At 43.4% G+C, this 18,535-nt stretch carries 15 protein-coding genes and 1 pseudogene; 6 read left to right on the forward strand and 10 right to left on the reverse strand.

All coding sequences use genetic code 11. The features are described from left to right. Nucleotides 1-196 precede the first annotated feature (196 nt). From NL643_RS04105 to NL643_RS04115, 3 genes are read right to left on the reverse strand one after another with little or no spacing between them, the layout of a single operon-like run. Nucleotides 197-859, reverse strand: a complete 663-nt coding sequence (locus NL643_RS04105) for a DUF2987 domain-containing protein (RefSeq protein ID WP_253643945.1) — start codon at nucleotides 857-859, stop codon at nucleotides 197-199. Nucleotides 860-872: 13 nt separating this feature from the next. Continuing rightward, nucleotides 873-1,709, reverse strand: a complete 837-nt coding sequence (locus NL643_RS04110) for a glucosaminidase domain-containing protein (RefSeq protein WP_031780554.1) — start codon at nucleotides 1,707-1,709, stop codon at nucleotides 873-875. Then, on the reverse strand, nucleotides 1,702-2,499 hold the full coding sequence (locus tag NL643_RS04115; RefSeq protein ID WP_253643946.1) for a hypothetical protein: 798 nt from the start codon (nucleotides 2,497-2,499) through the stop codon (nucleotides 1,702-1,704). Before NL643_RS04115 ends, NL643_RS04110 begins: the two co-directional genes overlap by 8 nt. 401 nt (nucleotides 2,500-2,900) lie before the next feature. Here NL643_RS04115 and potA point away from each other — a divergent pair, with 401 nt between their 5' ends. From potA to NL643_RS04140, 5 genes are all read left to right on the forward strand, one after another. Beyond that, nucleotides 2,901-4,016: a spermidine/putrescine ABC transporter ATP-binding protein PotA gene (potA, locus tag NL643_RS04120; protein WP_225461677.1), complete on the forward strand. Its 1,116-nt coding sequence runs from the start codon at nucleotides 2,901-2,903 to the stop codon at nucleotides 4,014-4,016. After that, nucleotides 3,997-4,857 carry a spermidine/putrescine ABC transporter permease PotB gene (gene potB / locus NL643_RS04125; protein ID WP_012841831.1) on the forward strand — a complete coding sequence of 287 codons (861 nt, stop codon included), beginning with the start codon at nucleotides 3,997-3,999 and terminating at the stop codon, nucleotides 4,855-4,857. The genes potA and potB overlap by 20 nt, the downstream gene beginning before the upstream one ends. Continuing rightward, nucleotides 4,857-5,627, forward strand: coding sequence for a spermidine/putrescine ABC transporter permease PotC (potC, locus tag NL643_RS04130; protein WP_005396472.1), 771 nt, complete (start codon nucleotides 4,857-4,859; stop codon nucleotides 5,625-5,627). The genes potB and potC overlap by 1 nt, the downstream gene beginning before the upstream one ends. Nucleotides 5,628-5,733: 106 nt before the next feature. Further along, on the forward strand, nucleotides 5,734-6,765 hold the full coding sequence (locus tag NL643_RS04135) for an extracellular solute-binding protein (protein ID WP_012841832.1): 1,032 nt from the start codon (nucleotides 5,734-5,736) through the stop codon (nucleotides 6,763-6,765). A gap of 247 nt (nucleotides 6,766-7,012) precedes the next feature. Continuing rightward, nucleotides 7,013-8,050, forward strand: a complete 1,038-nt coding sequence (locus tag NL643_RS04140; protein WP_005396470.1) for an extracellular solute-binding protein — start codon at nucleotides 7,013-7,015, stop codon at nucleotides 8,048-8,050. Between the two features lie 89 nt (nucleotides 8,051-8,139). Here the strand turns inward: NL643_RS04140 and cobB are convergent, their stop codons facing one another. Further along, nucleotides 8,140-8,871, reverse strand: a complete 732-nt coding sequence (cobB, locus tag NL643_RS04145) for a Sir2 family NAD+-dependent deacetylase (protein ID WP_005396469.1) — start codon at nucleotides 8,869-8,871, stop codon at nucleotides 8,140-8,142. 118 nt (nucleotides 8,872-8,989) lie between these two features. Between cobB and NL643_RS04150 the strand changes: the two genes are divergently transcribed. Further along, nucleotides 8,990-9,163 carry a hypothetical protein gene (locus NL643_RS04150; RefSeq protein WP_012841833.1) on the forward strand — a complete coding sequence of 58 codons (174 nt, stop codon included), beginning with the start codon at nucleotides 8,990-8,992 and terminating at the stop codon, nucleotides 9,161-9,163. Nucleotides 9,164-9,195: 32 nt separating this feature from the next. Here the strand turns inward: NL643_RS04150 and NL643_RS04155 are convergent, their stop codons facing one another. The 6 genes and pseudogenes from NL643_RS04155 to fdh3B all read right to left on the reverse strand — a co-directional run bounded on the left by NL643_RS04155 (nucleotide 9,196) and on the right by fdh3B (nucleotide 18,535). After that, a complete protein-coding gene (locus NL643_RS04155) occupies nucleotides 9,196-10,416 on the reverse strand; it encodes an ammonium transporter (protein ID WP_253643947.1) in 1,221 nt (406 codons plus the stop codon). Between the two features lie 342 nt (nucleotides 10,417-10,758). Then, nucleotides 10,759-11,658, reverse strand: coding sequence for an immunity 49 family protein (locus tag NL643_RS04160; protein ID WP_253643948.1), 900 nt, complete (start codon nucleotides 11,656-11,658; stop codon nucleotides 10,759-10,761). After that, nucleotides 11,659-16,036, reverse strand: a pseudogene (locus NL643_RS04165) (RHS repeat-associated core domain-containing protein). 423 nt (nucleotides 16,037-16,459) lie between these two features. Then, entirely contained in the window at nucleotides 16,460-16,876 is a 417-nt protein-coding gene (locus tag NL643_RS04170; protein ID WP_074191460.1) for a hypothetical protein, read from the reverse strand. Further along, a complete protein-coding gene (locus tag NL643_RS04175) occupies nucleotides 16,860-17,912 on the reverse strand; it encodes a formate dehydrogenase subunit gamma (RefSeq protein ID WP_253643949.1) in 1,053 nt (350 codons plus the stop codon). Before NL643_RS04175 ends, NL643_RS04170 begins: the two co-directional genes overlap by 17 nt. A gap of 14 nt (nucleotides 17,913-17,926) precedes the next feature. Further along, nucleotides 17,927-18,535, reverse strand: coding sequence for a formate dehydrogenase FDH3 subunit beta (gene fdh3B, locus NL643_RS04180; protein ID WP_005377536.1), 609 nt, complete (start codon nucleotides 18,533-18,535; stop codon nucleotides 17,927-17,929).

Raw genomic sequence — 18,535 nt, forward strand, 5'->3', positions numbered from 1 at the left:
GGGCTCTCACATCGCCGATAAATCGACTAGGACTTCCTAACATGGGTTTCTTTGGGGCGTGGATTATACGAGCTTTTTACGCAGGATTAAATGCTTGTCTTATTGAGACATTAAGAAAAGGACACGAAAGGTAGCTTAGTTACCCTCACAAATGAAAAAAGAGCCGCAATTGCAGCTCTTTCTAAACTCTCAGTGTTCACTTCTTTGCGTTAGGCAGATAAGGTAGCACTCGCATCGTCGGTTCTGGTAGTGTCATTGTGCCACCTTGCCCTATTTCACTTAGTGCGACTTGTATCTTGCCATTGACAATTGGCTTTTCGGTTCCGTTTGAGAAAATCACTTTATCATTCAGTTGATTTGCAAACTCCATCGTCACACCTTGAACTTCAGGTGTAAACCAACCCGCAAACATACCGCCTAAATCTTCCAGCATCGTCTGCATTTGAGGTAGAAGAGGCTTAAGTTGCTCGTAAGAAACATTACCCTGTAATGGCTCTTTGGTCATCACGACAAGTGAGTAATCGCAGCGAGTATCTTTTGGAGTATCGACAAAAACCAACGGATTCGCTGACTTTAAGTTTTTATCGACTGGCAGAGGCAAGTCTTGTGAAGCAGGGATAACAAACTCTTCATAGTGCTCTTCTTTTTCCATCCAAGCTTTTTCTATTGTACAAATTTGCTTAGTTTTCGCGTCCACAAAGAAGACGCCAACTTTCACGTCGTCATGCCCTTCTTTATTGTTGTTTTTGAGTTGGGTGTATAACTTTGAGTATGTGAACATGTACTCTTGAGCTTGGGTTATTGGCGATACAAGAATTAGCGCCGCACTTCCCAATAGACTTAGGCTTAACTTTTTCATTTTATCCGTTATTTTATTGTGTCCAGTAGGCGTTATTATGACGAATCATAGCGCGAAGATCGTGTACATAAGCAATGCCACGTTCAGAATATGCTAGCAATCCATGAGTTAACTCTGACGCCGTTGCGACCGATAACAGGTCTTTGTTCTTTTCGGCTAGAGAAGCTCTGATTTCACGCAGTTCAGCATACGCTGGGTTTCGATTAACATTCATAAAGTAGCCATGAACCGACTGCTGTACAGAATCGAATTTTTCAACTTCATGAGCTTTGCCTGCGCCACGTTGCGCAGGAACAATTCCACAACCCTTTTTATAACACCATTGGCCGAACAAGTTGTTCGCTTGAGTGGCAAAACGAGAAGTGCCCCACGCAGATTCATTTGCTGCTTGAGTTAGAACCAGCGCTTCTGGTAAGACATTCACTCGCACAAGCATTTCTCCCAACCACGCGTGATCGACTTTGTTGTCGCTCAAAGGCAAAGAATACAGAGCCGCTAGTCGCTGAGCGTACTCTTCTTGCTCTTGAGTGATTTGGCCCACCTTTAAAGAAGTAAGAAACGCTCGTTCATGGCGAATTCGTTGATTCTCAAGTGCTATTTTAGGCCTTAAAAAATCAAAAAACGCCGCTTTTTTCTCTTTGGTGTCTTTTATTGCGTTGAAGTCAGGGATATCACCAATGTGTGGCAAATGAGACAAATCGACATGCTTAATTGTCCCGGACAGCACATCAGGATTCTCAACATATTTAAACTGTTGCTCGTAGTGTAAATACGGTCCAATAGAAATGAAAGTGGCGGCTATACAGGTAGCCGCCACTCGTAAACTTATTGATTTTAAAGAATTAGGCATCAAACACCTGTGAGTTACCATCGTGATCATTGTCGTTTTTCTGTGTTGCAACGATCTTGAGCTTAATTCCAAACATTTCGCGGTAGAGTATGCCTTTCAAATGAAAGAAGAATGGCAACACAAAAATCAAGCCAATACCGTAGAACATCGCAGCGATAATAAACATCAACATCACGCCTAAGTAAAGCCCTGCGACAACAAAAATCTTCTTGTTAATAGCGCGAAGTGATAACAGTAGCGCCTGCATTGGTGGCACTCTTTTTTCACAAATCAACAAGATATAGTGACTAAACGCTAAAGAAAGATACAGGGACAGTAGAGGGAAGATCATACCAACTACGCCTTGCAGCATTAGGCTCATCAGCGTTGCTAGGATCACGGGAATAGTAAACTGCAGCCCTTTACCTACATGGCGCAACTTAGTCTTTAAGCCCGCTATATGGCTCATCGCCATCAAGCTGATCCCTGCATAAATTGGGGCGCTGATCACCTCATAACTAAAGTTCGCGACATAAATAGAAGACACAATATCGTTAGTGAATGATTCTGGATTCTCAAATGCATCAAGAATAACGGTCAGATCACCCAACTGCAGTTGTAACGCGATATAGAAAATACCTAACTGGACAAAAAGCAATACAATAATAGCAGGAGAAAAGGATAAAAAGTGCTGGATGGTTGCTCGCCAAGCCTCATTGAAAACAGCCCCAGCTTTAAGCTCGTAGTTGCCAGACAAAGCTCGCTCTACACTCCCCCCAAGATTGAAATCTTTCTCAAAATCGTCGTTCATAGTTTATCCAAGATTAACTTGTAAAATTTTCACTGGAATTCCAGTCAATTAATGTGGCCGTTATTATAAAGAAATCTTTCCACATCTAACATCACAACTCACGTACTATCCTTGCAATCTCAACTGTATGGTTGATAATTAACCACTCACAAGGTTATGAAATTGAAAACAATTATTGTACAGAGCTTAGTGCTATCAAACTGTGTTTAAATGCCAATTAATCTTATAAAAACAGTATGGTAAGGAATGATGACTTTTGCCTGCAAAATTTTTTCTGTTTCAAGATAAGAAAATGCTTTAATTTCACAATTTTGGTGATTATGATGCGCGCCTCAAAAGTGAATGGCTAGTGTCACATCAGCTGGGATTATCCCAGCTTGAACGTGGGGGAAATACAGACGTTGAACGCAAAACCGCAAGCAGGAAAGCCAGTTATTCGTTTATCTGGTATTAGTAAAAGTTTCGATGGTAAGGAAATCATCGGTAATTTAAATCTGGATGTTAATCATGGTGAGTTTCTGACGATTCTTGGGCCTTCTGGTTGTGGTAAAACGACAGTTTTACGAATGATCGCTGGTTTTGAAGCGGCGGATAACGGTCAAATCATTTTGGATGACCAAGATGTAACACAGGTTCCTGCTGAGCAGAGACACGTCAACACGGTATTTCAAAGTTACGCACTGTTTCCACACATGACCGTTTTTGACAATGTCGCTTTTGGTCTTCGTATGCAGAAAACGCCTGCAGCAGAGATTGAACCAAGAGTAATAGAAGCATTACGCATGGTTCGTCTAGAAAAAATGGCACAGCGTAAACCGCACCAACTTTCTGGTGGCCAGCAACAGCGTATCGCAATTGCTCGTGCAGTTGTTAATAAACCAAAAGTACTTCTGCTCGATGAATCGCTATCGGCGCTGGACTACAAGTTGCGTAAACAAATGCAGATTGAGTTGAAGCAGCTTCAGCGTCAACTTGGTATTACCTTTATCTTTGTAACACACGACCAGGAAGAAGCCCTATCGATGTCAGACCGCATCATCGTGATGCGTGATGGCGTTATCGAACAAGATGGCTCTCCACGTGAGATTTACGAAGAGCCTAAGAACCTGTTTGTTGCTCGCTTTATTGGTGAGATCAACGTATTCAATGCAACCATGCTAGAGCGCATCGATGACAAACGCATCCGCGCAGAAATTGAAGGTGTTGAATCCGTCGTTTACTACGATAAGGAAGCACAGAAAGGCGACAAACTACAAGTACTACTTCGCCCTGAAGACTTACGTATCGAAGAAATCAAAGAGTCTGAAGAAAAAGGCATTGTAGGTCACGTAACTGAGCGTACTTATAAAGGTATGACGTTAGATTCTGTTATCCAATTGGATTCAGGTATGCGTGTAATGGTAAGCGAGTTCTTTAACGAAGATGATCCTGATGTGGACCACTCACTTGGCCAGAAAGTCGCTATCACTTGGGTTGAGAGCTGGGAGGTAGTACTCAATGATAAGCAAGAAGATTAATCTTCAGAACGCGATCATTGCCTTAATCGTAGGCTGGCTAACACTGTTTGTGTTGGTACCAAACGTGATGATTATTGGTACCAGTTTCTTAACGCGTGATGAAGCAAACTTAATCGAAATGACATTCACTTTCGACAACTACTTGCGTCTGCTGGACCCACTGTATGCGAAAGTGCTGATGCACTCGTTCTACATGGCAATTGTGGCAACGTTGTTGTGTTTAGTCATTGGATACCCGTTTGCTTATATCGTAGCGAAAATGCCTGAAAAATGGCGTCCGTTTATGCTGTTTTTGGTGATCGTACCATTTTGGACGAACTCTTTGATTCGAACTTACGGACTGAAGATTGTTCTCGGTACACAGGGCATTTTGAACAAGTCGCTGATGGCAATGGAAATCATCGACAAGCCGTTGCGTATTATGTATACCGAAACGGCTGTAATGATTGGTCTTGTATACATCCTACTTCCTTTCATGATTCTGCCGCTTTACTCGGCAATCGAGAAGTTGGACAACACTTACATCGAGGCAGCAAAAGACCTCGGTGCGAACAAGCTCCAAACCATTACTAAAGTAATTCTACCTCTGACAATGCCTGGCATTATCGGTGGCTGTTTGTTGGTTCTACTGCCTGCGCTGGGTATGTTCTACATCTCAGATCTTCTAGGCGGTGCGAAGAACCTACTGATTGGTAACGTAATTAAGAGCCAAGTATTGAACGCTCGTGATTGGCCATTTGGTGCTGCGACCAGTATCGCCCTCACCTTCGCAATGGCGGTAATGCTTTACGCTTACTACCGAGCAGGCAAATTATTGAATAAGAAAGTGGAGCTAGACTAATGGGACGCACAGTTAGATTTAGCTTTATGGCGTTGGTTTATGCATTTTTGTATCTGCCAATCGTTGTACTAATCGTAAACTCATTTAACGCCAATAAATTTGGTATGAAATGGGGTGGTTTCACCACGAAATGGTATGAAACCCTAGTCAACAACGACAGCCTAATGCAGGCTGCATGGCACTCATTGAACGTGGCGGTATTTTCTGCAACAGCGGCTACTATTATTGGGAGCTTAACAGCTGTTGCCCTATTCCGTTACTCGTTCAAAGGCAAAGGTGCTGTAAACGGCATGCTGTTTGTCGTAATGATGTCTCCAGATATTGTCATGGCGATTTCATTACTTGCTCTGTTCCTAGTATTAGGCGCACAGCTGGGCTTCTTTACTCTATTGATTGCCCACATCACCTTCTGTTTGCCATTTGTGGTGGTAACCGTATACAGCCGCTTAAATGGCTTCGATGTGAAGATGTTGGAAGCAGCAAAAGATCTTGGCGCAAGTGAATGGGTTATCTTAAAGCAGATCATCCTTCCTCTTGCAAAACCAGCAGTTGCGGCAGGCTGGCTGCTTAGCTTTACCCTGTCTCTGGACGACGTAATTATCAGTTCGTTCGTAACAGGTCCAACGTATGAAATCCTACCATTGAAAATTTACTCGATGGTTAAGGTGGGTATTTCACCGGAAGTGAATGCTCTTGCAACGGTCATGTTGGTAGTTTCTTTAATTCTTGTCGTAATTTCTCAGTTGCTCGCAAGAGAAAAAGTAAAGTAAAATCCACATCCGTTAACATCACGAAACAGAATGGTTACATGCCATTCTGTTTTTCTATCTACCGTCCAAAATGATTTGGACAACGTTTGGTTTGGAGCTAACGTCAATGAAAAAATGGGCTACTCTATTAGCTGGTAGTGCATGTGCGCTTTCTCTGTTCTCAGGTTCAGCGGCAGCGGACGATAAAGAGTTGGTATTTATGAACTGGGGGCCTTACATCAACAGTAATATCCTAGAGCAATTTACCAAAGAAACTGGTATCAAAGTGATCTACTCGACTTACGAGTCGAATGAAACTTTGTACGCAAAGCTAAAAACTCATAACCAAGGTTATGATCTAGTGGTACCTTCAACGTACTTCGTAGCAAAAATGCGCGATGAAGGTATGCTACAAAAGATCGATAAGACTAAGCTTAAAAACTTCGGCAACCTAGATAAGAACTATCTAGATAAGCCTTACGATCCAAATAACGACTACTCTATTCCACACGTTGTTGCGATTACAGGTCTAGCGGTTAACGCAGATATGTACGATCCAAACGACTTCCAAAGCTGGGCAGATCTATGGAAGCCTGAGCTTGAAGGTCAAGTAATGCTGATGGACGACACTCGTGAAGTCTTCCACATCGCACTTCGTAAACTTGGCTATTCAGGCAACTCAAAAGACCCTAAACAAATAGATGAAGCGTACGCTGAGCTACAAAAGTTGATGCCAAACGTTCTAGTTTTCAACTCTGACAACCCAGGCGCACCTTACATGTCTGGTGAAGTGGGCGTTGGTATGCTTTGGAACGGCAGCGCTGCAGCTGCTCAAAATGAAGGCCTAAATCTTAAACTCGTATTTCCTAAAGAAGGCGGTATCGGTTGGGTTGATAACTTCGCTATCTCTTCCGGTGCGAAGAACGTAGAAGCAGCTCACAAGATGATCGACTTCCTACTACGTCCAGAAATCGCAGAGCAAATCTCACGTGATACTGGTTACTTAACAGCGGTAGAGGAATCGAACGCTAAGTTTAAAGATGTTGCACCGCTATTTCCTTCTCAAGAAGATCTTGATCGAGTGGAATGGCAAGATGCGGTTGGTGATCTAACCGTTAAGTACGAAGATTACTTCCTAAAGCTGAAAGCGGGACAGTAATCGAGCTTGTGTAACAAGTCATCGACTAAAAGAAAATAGGCAGCAATACGCTGCCTATTTTTGTAATTGACTGATATAATTATGCGTTGCTAGGTTTATCTGGCTCGATGTCTAGTTTTATCTTCTCACAAAGCGGAGATACAGCCCTCGAGCTAAATAAACAGATTTGTGCTTACTGCGATTTGGATCAACTTGATAACTCCAGCTAGTATTGACTTGTCCAATCGCGAAACAAAACGGAAAACAAATGAAAAGTAAATTCTACGCAAGCGCTCTATGTGCAGCGACGCTCATCGCTACCCCTGCAATGGCTGCTGATCAAGAACTGTATTTCTACAACTGGTCGGAATACATTCCAAACGAAGTTCTTGAAGACTTTACAAAAGAAACTGGAATCAAAGTTATTTACTCTACATATGAATCTAACGAGAGTATGTACGCAAAACTTAAAACCCAAGGTTCTGGTTACGACTTGGTAGTACCGTCTACCTATTTCGTCTCTAAAATGCGTAAAGAAAGCATGCTGCAACAGATCGACAAAGAGAAATTGTCTCATTTTGCCGATCTTGATACTAACTTCCTTAACAAGCCGTTCGATCCGAACAACAACTACTCTATCCCTTACATTTGGGGTGCGACAGGTATTGGTATCAATGCTGACATGCTAGACAAATCATCTGTTACTAAGTGGGATGATTTTTGGGATAGCAAGTGGGAAGGTCAACTAATGTTGATGGATGATTCTCGCGAAGTATTCCACATTGCATTGACTAAGCTTGGTTACTCACCAAACACGACTAACCCAGAAGAAATCAAAGCCGCTTACGAAGAACTGAAAAAGCTAATGCCAAACGTATTAGTATTTAACTCAGACTTTCCTGCAAACCCTTACCTAGCGGGTGAAGTTTCACTTGGTATGCTTTGGAATGGTTCTGCTTACATGGCTCGTCAAGAAGGCGCGAACATCGACATCATCTGGCCAGAAAAAGGAACGATCTTCTGGATGGACAGCCTGGCAATTCCAGCTGGCGCGAAGAACGTTGATGCGGCTCATAAGATGATTGACTTCTTACTGCGCCCAGAAAACGCAGCTAAGATCGCACTAGAGATTGGTTACCCTACTCCAGTGAAAACGGCACACGAACTGCTACCGAAAGAATTTGCTAACGATCCAAGCATCTTCCCACCACAAGAAGTGATGGACAGCGGTACTTGGCAAGATGAAGTTGGCGAAGCGAGCGTAATGTACGATGAGTACTTCCAAAAGCTAAAAGTGAACAACTAATTCGTTAGTTTTAAAGATATGAAAAGCGGCTCATGAGCCGCTTTTTTTGTTCTTAATGACAAGACAAAAACTCTCCTCTGTGAGAATTATTACGCTCTTTCTTTTCCTTCTAGAGCCAGTATCTCGTCAACTAATTTTGGAACCTCGACGCTTGCTTTTCCGTAGCGTTTTTCCTCAAATTCACTTTCTACCGCACTAGGCTCGAGGTTAATTTCGATGGTGTGCGCGCCATGCATTTTTGCATCATGAACAAAACCTGCTGCGGGATATACGACGCCAGAAGTCCCGATAGAAATAAATAAATCTGCTTCTTCTAATGCTGCGTAGATATCCCCCATTCGTAGTGGCATTTCACCAAACCAAACAATATGTGGTCGCATTTGTGAAGGGATCTGACAGCAGTGACAAAGCTCACCAGTCTTAATGTCCTCACTATGTTCTATAACTTGGTTTGATTCACTGCACCTCGCTTTTAAAAGCTCACCGTGCATATGAATGACGTTATGGCTGCCGCCTCTTTCGTGAAGGTTGTCTATATTTTGAGTGATGACCGTCACTTTACCTTCTAACTCGGTTTCTAGGCGGCCCAGTGCCTTATGCGCGGCATTCGGCTGTATCGCATTGTCTTGAAGTTTCTTGCGGCGTTGGTTGTAAAAGTCTTGAACAAGGTCCGGATCGCGAGCAAACCCTTCAGGTGTTGCTACATCTTCAATACGGTGATTCTCCCAAAGGCCATCTTGCGCACGAAATGTTTGAATACCAGATTCGGCCGAGATACCTGCACCAGTAAGTACTACAATATTTCTATAAGGGAAATTCATAACTCATCCTTGCTGTTTTTTCATTAGCTTAACACTGAAAGAATAGCAACAGTAGTAATATGGATTAGACCATGGTCGTAATGGTCACTATTAGAATTACAATTTAAGAGGAACAGCAATGAGACAAGTATCTCTAGCGCTTATATTACTTACGACTTTAGCAGGTTGCCAACTAACCAATGTTGAAGGCGAAGTGGACGACGTAAAAGTAAGAGTCAGCACCAATGACGATAACCATCGTGGTAATGGAGATTTCTGTCCCCCTGGCCAAGCAAAAAAAGGCAATTGCTAAAAGAGCGGCTTTACGCCGCTCCCACATTGGCCTCAATCCTCGTTGGTAGAGGATATTTTATGAATGGCTAGGTCAGCGCCATTGAATTCGTCTTCTTCCGAAAGCCTTAGTCCCATACTGGCATTGATCGCGCCGTAGACTGCAAGTGCCCCAATCACTGCGATAGAAATGCCCAAAAGCGTTCCTAGAAGCTGAACGAGAAAGCTCACGCCACCTAGCCCACCCAACGCGCTTTGACCAAAGATCCCCGCAGCAATACCACCCCAAGCGCCACATAAACCGTGTAAAGGCCAAACCCCTAGCACATCATCAATCTTGGTTTTGTTTTGTAGGTAGGTAAAAAGATAAACAAATAGCACGCCAGCAATCGCACCTGTCACTAAAGCACCGATAGGATGCATTAAGTCTGAACCCGCACATACAGCAACCAAGCCAGCCAGTGGGCCATTATGAATAAAGCCGGGGTCATTCTTACCAGCCAACAATGACGCGACAATGCCTCCGACCATTGCCATCAATGAGTTCATAGCCACCAAGCCACTTATGCCTGACACGGTTTGAGCTGACATGACGTTGAAGCCAAACCACCCCACACATAAGATCCAAGCTCCCAAAGCCAAAAACGGAATATTCGAAGGTGCAAAGTTGGTATGCTTTCCTGCTCGAACTCTGCCTTTTCTCATGCCCAAAAACACAACGGCAACCAACGCTATCCAGCCGCCAAGACCATGTACAACGACTGAACCTGCAAAGTCGTGAAAGCCATAACCAAAGGTACTTTCAAACCAAGCTTGAACACCAAAGTTTCCGTTCCAGATTATTCCCTCAAATAACGGGTATACGATGCCGACAGTAAAAAATGTTGCGATTAGAATCGGATAAAAGCGAGCTCGTTCTGCGATACCACCTGAAACAATAGCGGGAATCGCTGCAGCGAAGGTCAGCAAGAAAAAGAACTTCACCAACTCGTAACCATTGCCTTGAGATAATGTCTCTGCATCAGCAAAGAAGGTGCCGCCATAAGCGACCCAGTATCCAATAAAAAAATACGCGATGGCGGATATACCGAAATCAGCCAATATTTTAACTAAAGCATTAACTTGGTTCTTTTGGCGCACGGTTCCTACTTCAAGGAAAGCGAAACCAGCATGCATCAAAAAAACCATGATTGCGCCAAGTAGTAAGAAAAGTGTGTCGGAACTTTGCGTGAGAGTTTGTACAGCGCCGTGTACCTGATTGGCAGTTACACTCATTATGATTGTCTCCGTTGATCTGTAGCGCACTTATCCTGTGCATCAAAGTTAGGCTCATCACCAATTTGGTGAACTTAATTTATAGAGCGTCTAACAGAGCAATTCTCATTCCATAATTTACATTTCTAACACTTACACTTTAATTTATTGTTTTGTATGAACTTTAATAAAATTAGGCATTCTTGAAATAGTGCTTAACACGCTAATAAGTGCACCAATATGGTTTTAGTGCACCAACATAATGCGCACCATATAGCGCAACAAGCAGCAAACTCCCCACCATAAACATATAAGCCACCTCATGAGAGGTGGCTTATATACTGAATTGCTAACTAAAGGAGTTTATCGAGTGATCTTCCCTGCTTTTACATCTTCTAGCCAACGCCCCTCGACGAGATAAGGAGGAAGCCAACCGGTTTCAATAGATAAACGGTTGCCTTTGTCGTACCACATACAGGCCATACCAAGAAGAGGGAAGTTAATAAAAGTTCGGATGCCTATCCTATCTGGTCCTAATTCTCTAAGATGATATTTCTCTTGAAACTGTAGGTTTTTAACGAGCACTTCCTCAAAATCATAACCAATGTCAGTAGTGAGCGCTGCGAAGGTTTCTAGGATCCCCATCGCAATTTCCAACGCCCAGTTATCCCCTTGAGCTACCGCTGCGTCCATTGCTGCAACCAGCTTATCAGGATAATCCGGTGTGCGGTTGTGGAACGACTGAATTACGTCTACTAGCATATAAGACAGCTCACCCGCTTTGGTAGAGCTCTGCCTCATTAAAGAAATTGGAAAGTTCGCCAATATGTCCATACTAGGTTTATCACGCACAATCACCGAAGTAAAATAAGCATCCAACCATCGATTAGGGTGTAAACATCCAGTTTTCAAAATACCTTCGCCTTTCCATGTCACTTCTGGATAATCAGGTAATTTAACGCTTTGAGGTTCGCTTGGTTTAATGGCAAGTTGATGGTAAAAAGCACGCATCAATGACGCCTCATAAAGGCAAAGTGTTCCGATTTGTTCAGTTTCTATTGAAGATGGAAAGCAAGTATACCACCTCACTTGTTCTGAAACGTCGTCGCTAAGAGCGACTAAGTTCTCTCTACGGATTGCTATTAGCTCTTTGCGCTCATCTAAATCTTCATTGATATACATTTGGTATTCAGCGACATCATTTGGTGTCAATTGAGGTTCCGCCTTTCTCTCTATGCTAACTTTCTTTTTATTATCAGACATCTAATCAAATCCTAACTCTACGTTAAATTCTTTTACATTAACTGAAGAAACCTCTCCAGCATCAGAAATAGCTGCTGTGGTGTGAATATATCTAACAGGAATTTTTTTTCTCAATGCTTTATTTATACTTCTGGCCGCTTTCCATTCGGTTGTATCTTTGTCCTTTTGAGCCATTAAATCAGTAATTGCAGTTGCATATTCAGTTGTCCCTTGCTGATATGCCATATTTCCGAGCTTACGGCTACCCAGCGGGCTGCTCCCCCCTTTGGCCTCAACAATGATAATTTCACCTGGTGGTGGCTCCTCCACCTCATAAACCATGTCAAAGTCGCCCGGCTTCGAGATTGAGGTTCCAATATCTTTGGTGATGACGCAGCTTAGCATTAGGACGTTTACTCCGGACAAAGTCATCCGCGGCCAACTCACCTATTTTTGCAGACTGTTGGTTAATATTACCAATTTGAGCGTTATATCCCTCTTCGCCAGATCGAGCGTCCATTGCCTCTTGACGCTCTTTCAAGCATTCATCAATTTTTGCTTTGTTTCTTTCTGTTAGCTCATAATCACTCGTATTGAGTTCAGAGTTTTCTTTATACTCTGCTTTATTCAGCACAAGATCTTCAGTAAAGATCGTGCAACCTTCCTCTCCACCGACTTTCTCTGAGTCAAAAACATGCGCATTGACAAACTCCTCAATCCCAACAACATACTGCACTTCGTGCCTGCTGCCATCTGAGTGATTAATATGACGATAAAAAGTAATCTCGTTTCTCTCGCAATCAATATGGTCTAAATCGTATTCATATCGAATATGATTTTTACCTTTGGGTTTGCGGATTTTGACTTGCGAGCGAACGCCATCTTCTCCGACAGATGACTCTTTTGCTGCCTCTAAAATCTGATCACAAACCTCTTGGGGAACGTTGTTTTGCGCCTGATACTCAGCCAGCATTTGTTGTAAGCGTTTTAGCCCTTCTTCACACAAGAAGCCTGTTGGATCAATCCACTGGATAGGGTTGACTGCATATTGGTAATGATTAATACCACCAGCAATAGATATCAGATCTTGTTGGATAAAACGTCCTAGCTTAGGGTCGTAATACCGAGCGAGGTTGTAATGTAAGTTGGTTTCTTGATCGAAGTACTGTCCTTGAAAACGCAATGGATTTACTACTTTTTCAATATGTACATGAGCAAAGCCGTGAGCATCGTAGCTGGCACTCCATACAACATTCCCTTCGCAATCGATCAGTCGCTCTGGTTTACCAACTTGCTCGCACTGGTACCAATAAATAACGTCATTTTCTAGCAGTGCCACTGGCGTGTAGGTTTCTGGTTGATATAGGTACCAGCGGAAAGCACCTGAAGAGCGTTCACCAATTAAACGTTCTCCTTCCCACAAGAACTCTGTAACGCCTTTTTGTGTAATTTTCTTCGTTCTGCGCCCTAGAGCATCATATTCATATTGACTGATGCCATCGTCGGTGTGAACTTCAATGAGCTGATTTAACGCATCAAATACGCGAGTCTGAACGTGTCCTTGCCCCTCACGTTTTGTCTGATTTCCTTGCGCGTCATATTTGAACCGGACATCATCGTGCACTTCAATACGATCAGCGAATACCTCTGAAGATGGCAAAGTAGGATTGCCAAAACTATCGTATTCAAACTTAGTCACTTCTCCGGAAGCATTGACTCGTTTAAGTTGCCCTAAGGTATCGTACTGATAGTGCGTTGCTCCTGCCGTATTATCAATGATTGATGAAATACGGTTTTGCGCATTGTAAACGTACTTTTTCTCTCTATCTGGCCAATGCTGTTCAACCAAACGACCAACACCATCATAAATGATGCGCTCATTAAAATATGCCGTTTCAATTTGGGAAACTCGTCCCATTTCATCGTAATGAAATTTGATTTGAGGTAAATCTAGGTTTCCAAACCGAATCGCTGAAAAACGCCCATATCGATCATAAGAGAAGTTCAGTTCCGTATTATCTGGCAGTACCTGAGATACGCGTTGGCCAACTCTGTTAAACTCCTGCGCTATCTCAAACTGACCTTGAATGCGCTTTGTTAAATGCCCGAATGAAGAGTATTGGTATTGCAATGTCTGATGGCGATTGGATGCGAAAGTAAGTTGCCCACCAAGCGTATAATTGAAGTGGTTCTCTACAATACTGCGACCATTTCCTGCTTTGACGTGCTTGAGATAACCCGCAGCGTCATAGCGATACAGCACAGTCCTATCGGCGACTTGCTTACGATGGATTCGCCCCATATCATCATAATCAAATTGGCTTTGTAGATTATCAAACCCAATAGTTCCTGATAGCTGGCCTTCATCGTCATACAGGAATTCGAATTCTAAGCCGTCACTCCGAACTAATTTAGTCAGGTTACGTTGTTGATCGTATTCGTAAGAAATATGGCTGCCATCGGGAAAGATGACTGCTTCTTGTTGTGCGAGTGCTCCCCACTGATACGAGGTAATGCCTACTGGCGTTCGAATCTGAGAAACACGGCTGTGCTCATCGTAAGAATATTCTTCGCTATAACCGACTTTGTCTTCGTCGTTAAAATAACGAACTGATGTACGCCTGCCAAATTGATCATAAGCGAGTTGAGCAATACACCCATCGGGATAAGCGACGCCATTCACCAGATCTTCTTCGTTGTAGCTGTAACGAAGTAATGTACCGTCTATTTCATTCGCGATAAGTCTTTGTTGTTCATCCCACCACCACTGACTTTTCTTACCATCTTCAGACTCTTTTTTGACGACTTGACCGTGTTTATCGTAATCATATTCCGTGACACAGCCGAACTGATCGGTATCCCAAACTCTTTGACCGAGGCTATTGTAGTAAGCCTTCTCGATATCCCCGTCAGGTGAAACCGTTTTAACTAACTTACCTAAGCCGTCATAACCATATTGAACTTCTTTGCCAGAGGAATGAAACTTAGAAACTAATTGACCATGCTGATTATATTGATAATTGACCGTTGACTGACCAGGATAGATAGCTTGTGCTTTTCGTCCTAATTCATCATATTGCCATCGCCAAGTTTTACCTGTGGGGCTTATTTTCTCGAGTAAGTTACCCTGCTCGTCATGCAAGAAAGACCATTGATGATCTAACGAGTCAGAATAAGAAGAATGATTTCCCTGATAATGGAAGCGATAGTCATAAATTCCTGCGTCCCCAACGTTCCTGATGCATTTCGCGTTAGCACCTTCGCCATCCCATTCAAAATAATGAGTAAAGCCAGTTGGTCGTACACGCTTAACAATTAAATGGCCGCGGTATTGATACTGTTCCTTCAAGCCCAAATGATTAGTTGCACTGACCAAATCATCGTGCTCATCATAGGTATAAGTTGTCAGAACTTTTTGGGACTTTGCATTAAGCAGTTCTACAAGGCGTCCTTGCTTATCATATTGACATTCAAGAACCGGACGCTTGTTGTATGCAATCTCGATCAATCGATGGTTTCGAGAATACTGCAGTTGAAACGTTGAAAACGTGCCATTTCTGACTTGTTTAACAAGCCAACGATCATCTTTCTGTTCAAATCGATATTGATGCCCATTCGCGAGCGTCACGATCCGAGTTGCTGAATTTAGGAAATAACAGCTCGCACCAGCGTATATCTGGTAACTTGTTGCTCCAATATCTACTGGCTCAAATTCTGTGATATCTGCCTTATCGTCAACAAACTCCCAAGCGATAACGTTGTCTTTCTCGTCCGTCTTTTCGCGTAATTCAAACTGAAATGCATGTCGCCAACCAAAGCCCATTCCATGATTTACATCCGACTGCGAAGAGCGATAATTACGCTGCCAAGTAGTGCCTTGTTGTAGCTCGATATCATAGAGTTCGAGAATTTCTTCACCCGTCACAAGTGATACAGGATCACCGGCTTTCTCATGTTTTTCGCTGCTTTGTTGCTGAGGCTTGGCGGATGCGGCACTTCTGCCACTCTTTTTATTCGACTTCCCCTTTCCCTTCGATGGTTTTGCATTGACGGTATTTTGAGTCGGTGGAGGCGTAACCGCTGACGAGAGTGCGTAGTTTTCTCCGGTCGGTACAATTCGAGCGACATGCAAGTCACCGTTCACCAAAGCATTGGCAAACGTTGAATTATAGTGTTGGGAAGTAAGCTCACCGTCAGGTATGTTTGGCTTGAATTGACCAATCAAATAGAACAAGTCTTCGACAGAGCGAAGGTCAAGCTCACCAAAGCTCTCAAGAAACTCTATTGCCTCTTGTTTGGTCACGAATGTTTTAGGTTCGCCGCTAGTAAGTAACTGACCAGAGAAGTGATAACTTTCGCCAAAGCGATTCGTGATAGGAATGACGAATTGAGGGATCATAGCCGTAACGTGTTTGTCCTTTTCTTACCTTGCCGCATCATTTAATGCTCGTTTCGCTCTTTTTATTTGTGAGAGCAAGATGCCTTAATCAAACATCCTCCGATAGAGATTCCTCTGTATGCGTAGACTGAATGTTTTGATGGCAATTTTCACGTATGCAACTCTTTGAATTTCTGAGCGCAGCGTACTTTAACGGGACGATGAATCCTGAGTAAATGAACAATAGCGTGAGTGAGACTAATGTCTCATCGCGACGCGATTTTTTTACATGTTTCTTACTTAACTATGATTTTCTGCCCAGTTACGTAAATTCACTCAATAAGTTGCATCAAGTATCACCCCTGCGACTCAGCGCTTCATATTTGAGACATGACAGCAACAAAAAAACCGCCTATTACGGCGGTTTTGCTTAAAGAGTACTGATTAAAGGTTTGGACCTGTCGATGGTCTGTGTGGTTGGTTATTGCGCAGTTGCTGCATCCCTTGAAACATTCGCATAAACCACACCATGATGGCTAATGCAGCAAACACCATCCCTACCCAAGGAATAAAGTAAGCGATGGTTTCAAGCAAAGTACTATGCAACCAATAATCACTCACGCCAACGAGTACACCATTAGACGTCGCGACGGTGACGATCAACACAACAAAAAACGTCAGGTAGAGAAAGAAGGTACGAATTAAACCGTAGTAATGAGAAATCACTACGTCGCTGTCTTCTCCCTTATCTAATCGATAACCCGCATAGATAATTGCGATAACGCCTGAGATCAGAAACGTAAACGGGGTCAGACAGCTCAGGATGTACGCAACCCAAATCCCGTTATGAGGTTTGTTCATTCGCTTTCGCTCCTTTTGCTTCCGTTTGTGCCGTATCTGTTTCGCCCATCGCTTCTTTGGACTTCACTTCTTCATACCAAAGATCGTGGTGTTCTTTCGCCCATGTCTCGTCAACTTCGCCAGTCACCATGCCTTCTAACGCACCTTCCATACCGAATAGACCAATATAGATGTGGAAGATAAAGCCACAGATTAGAATCAGTGCCGAAATCGCGTGAACTAAGTTAGAAAGCTCCATGTCACGGCGAGTTTGGCCAAAGATAGGAAAATCTAGAACTAAGCCACTCACTGCCGCGATAGCACCAAAGAAGATCAATAACCAATAGATTGCCTTCTCGCCACCGTTTGAGAAACCAGCTGACGGATGTGTGCCTTTGTGTTTACCAACCATACCGCCCATTTTCATGAACCAACGAACATCAGTCATGTTTGGAATCGACTTGCGCCACCATTTAAAGAGCACGAGCATCAGCAAAATGAAGAACAATGGTCCCATGTAATTGTGGTACTGCTTCGCCAACATGACGATAACGCCCCAGAACTCAGTAGGAACGTACGGTTTTAAGAAGTGCTTACCGTAAACCAGCATCAAACCACTGAATGCCAACGTTAAGAATGTAAACGCCATACTCCAGTGAAGCGCGCGGTCTAAACGAGACCAACGTTTCATCTTTCTGCCAGTACGCGGCTTGCTAAGCATTAAAGGACCAACGAGTACGTAAGCCATGATTACCATTGCAATACTGCCGAAAATCGCGACAGCACCAGCTGGAGACATCCATTTCTCTTTTAGAATGTACCAAGTCTCACCAGGTTTACTGATCAATACGCCATGTTCTGGCGATTGAGACGTGGTGTAGCCTTCTTGCCCCTCTCTGACTTCGCGCCAATAGTCTGCCCCGGCGAGTTGCGTGATCTCCTGTTGAATAACTTTAGAAGATTGTTCCTCTGCTGAAGCAGGCATTGCGAAAGTCAGCAGCAATGCTGTCATCATTGACAGCATTGCTAGAGACGCACGTTTAAGCGTGTTTAACATGTGCCTCTCCTTACTTAGCTTTTCGTCGCATCGTAAGAAAGATCGTTTCCGTCTGTCCAACCTGCGTTTTTCGCGCCGCGTTCTACCACACGTTGACGGAAAATGTCAGAGACTTTCTCTGCGTCACCCGCAAGCAGTGCTTTGGTTGAACAAAGCGATGCACACATCGGTAACTTGCCTTCTGCGATACGGTTCGCACCGTATTTTTGACGTTCTTCCTCAGAGCCTGGCTCTGTTTCTGGGCCGCCCGCGCAGAAAGTACATTTATCCATTTTGCCACGTTCGCCAAACGCTTCTTGTTTAGGAAACTGAGGTGCGCCAAACGGACAAGCAAACAAACAGTAACCACAACCGATACACAGATCTTTATTGTGAAGAACGATGCCGTCTTCGGTATGTTCGAAACAGTCTGCTGGACAAACTGCCATACAAGGCGCATCGGTACAGTGCATACAAGCAACAGAGATGGAGTTTTCACCAGCTTCACCGTCGTTCAGTGTTACCACGCGGCGACGTTGAATGCCCCATTCAAGAGCATCGTCGTTTTCGTTCTTACATGCAGTAACACAGCCGTTACACTCGATACAGCGTTTGGTGTCACATAGGAATTTCATTCGTGCCAT

The sequence above is a fragment of the Vibrio sp. Y42_MX_L11 genome (genome assembly GCF_024181785.1).
Taxonomy (GTDB): Bacteria; Pseudomonadota; Gammaproteobacteria; order Enterobacterales; family Vibrionaceae; genus Vibrio; species Vibrio diabolicus.

Coding starts and splice junctions, on each gene's coding strand:
- potC (WP_005396472.1), top strand. CDS start 4,857: ATGGGACGCACAGTTAGATTTAGCTTTATGGCGTTGGTTTATGCATTT.
- potB (WP_012841831.1), top strand. CDS start 3,997: ATGATAAGCAAGAAGATTAATCTTCAGAACGCGATCATTGCCTTAATC.
- NL643_RS04155 (WP_253643947.1), bottom strand. CDS start 10,416: ATGAGTGTAACTGCCAATCAGGTACACGGCGCTGTACAAACTCTCACG.
- NL643_RS04115 (WP_253643946.1), bottom strand. CDS start 2,499: ATGAACGACGATTTTGAGAAAGATTTCAATCTTGGGGGGAGTGTAGAG.
- fdh3B (WP_005377536.1), bottom strand. CDS start 18,535: ATGGCACGAATGAAATTCCTATGTGACACCAAACGCTGTATCGAGTGT.
- cobB (WP_005396469.1), bottom strand. CDS start 8,871: ATGAATTTCCCTTATAGAAATATTGTAGTACTTACTGGTGCAGGTATC.
- NL643_RS04110 (WP_031780554.1), bottom strand. CDS start 1,709: ATGCCTAATTCTTTAAAATCAATAAGTTTACGAGTGGCGGCTACCTGT.
- NL643_RS04105 (WP_253643945.1), bottom strand. CDS start 859: ATGAAAAAGTTAAGCCTAAGTCTATTGGGAAGTGCGGCGCTAATTCTT.
- NL643_RS04140 (WP_005396470.1), top strand. CDS start 7,013: ATGAAAAGTAAATTCTACGCAAGCGCTCTATGTGCAGCGACGCTCATC.
- NL643_RS04160 (WP_253643948.1), bottom strand. CDS start 11,658: ATGTCTGATAATAAAAAGAAAGTTAGCATAGAGAGAAAGGCGGAACCT.
- NL643_RS04150 (WP_012841833.1), top strand. CDS start 8,990: ATGAGACAAGTATCTCTAGCGCTTATATTACTTACGACTTTAGCAGGT.
- NL643_RS04135 (WP_012841832.1), top strand. CDS start 5,734: ATGAAAAAATGGGCTACTCTATTAGCTGGTAGTGCATGTGCGCTTTCT.
- NL643_RS04170 (WP_074191460.1), bottom strand. CDS start 16,876: ATGAACAAACCTCATAACGGGATTTGGGTTGCGTACATCCTGAGCTGT.
- NL643_RS04175 (WP_253643949.1), bottom strand. CDS start 17,912: ATGTTAAACACGCTTAAACGTGCGTCTCTAGCAATGCTGTCAATGATG.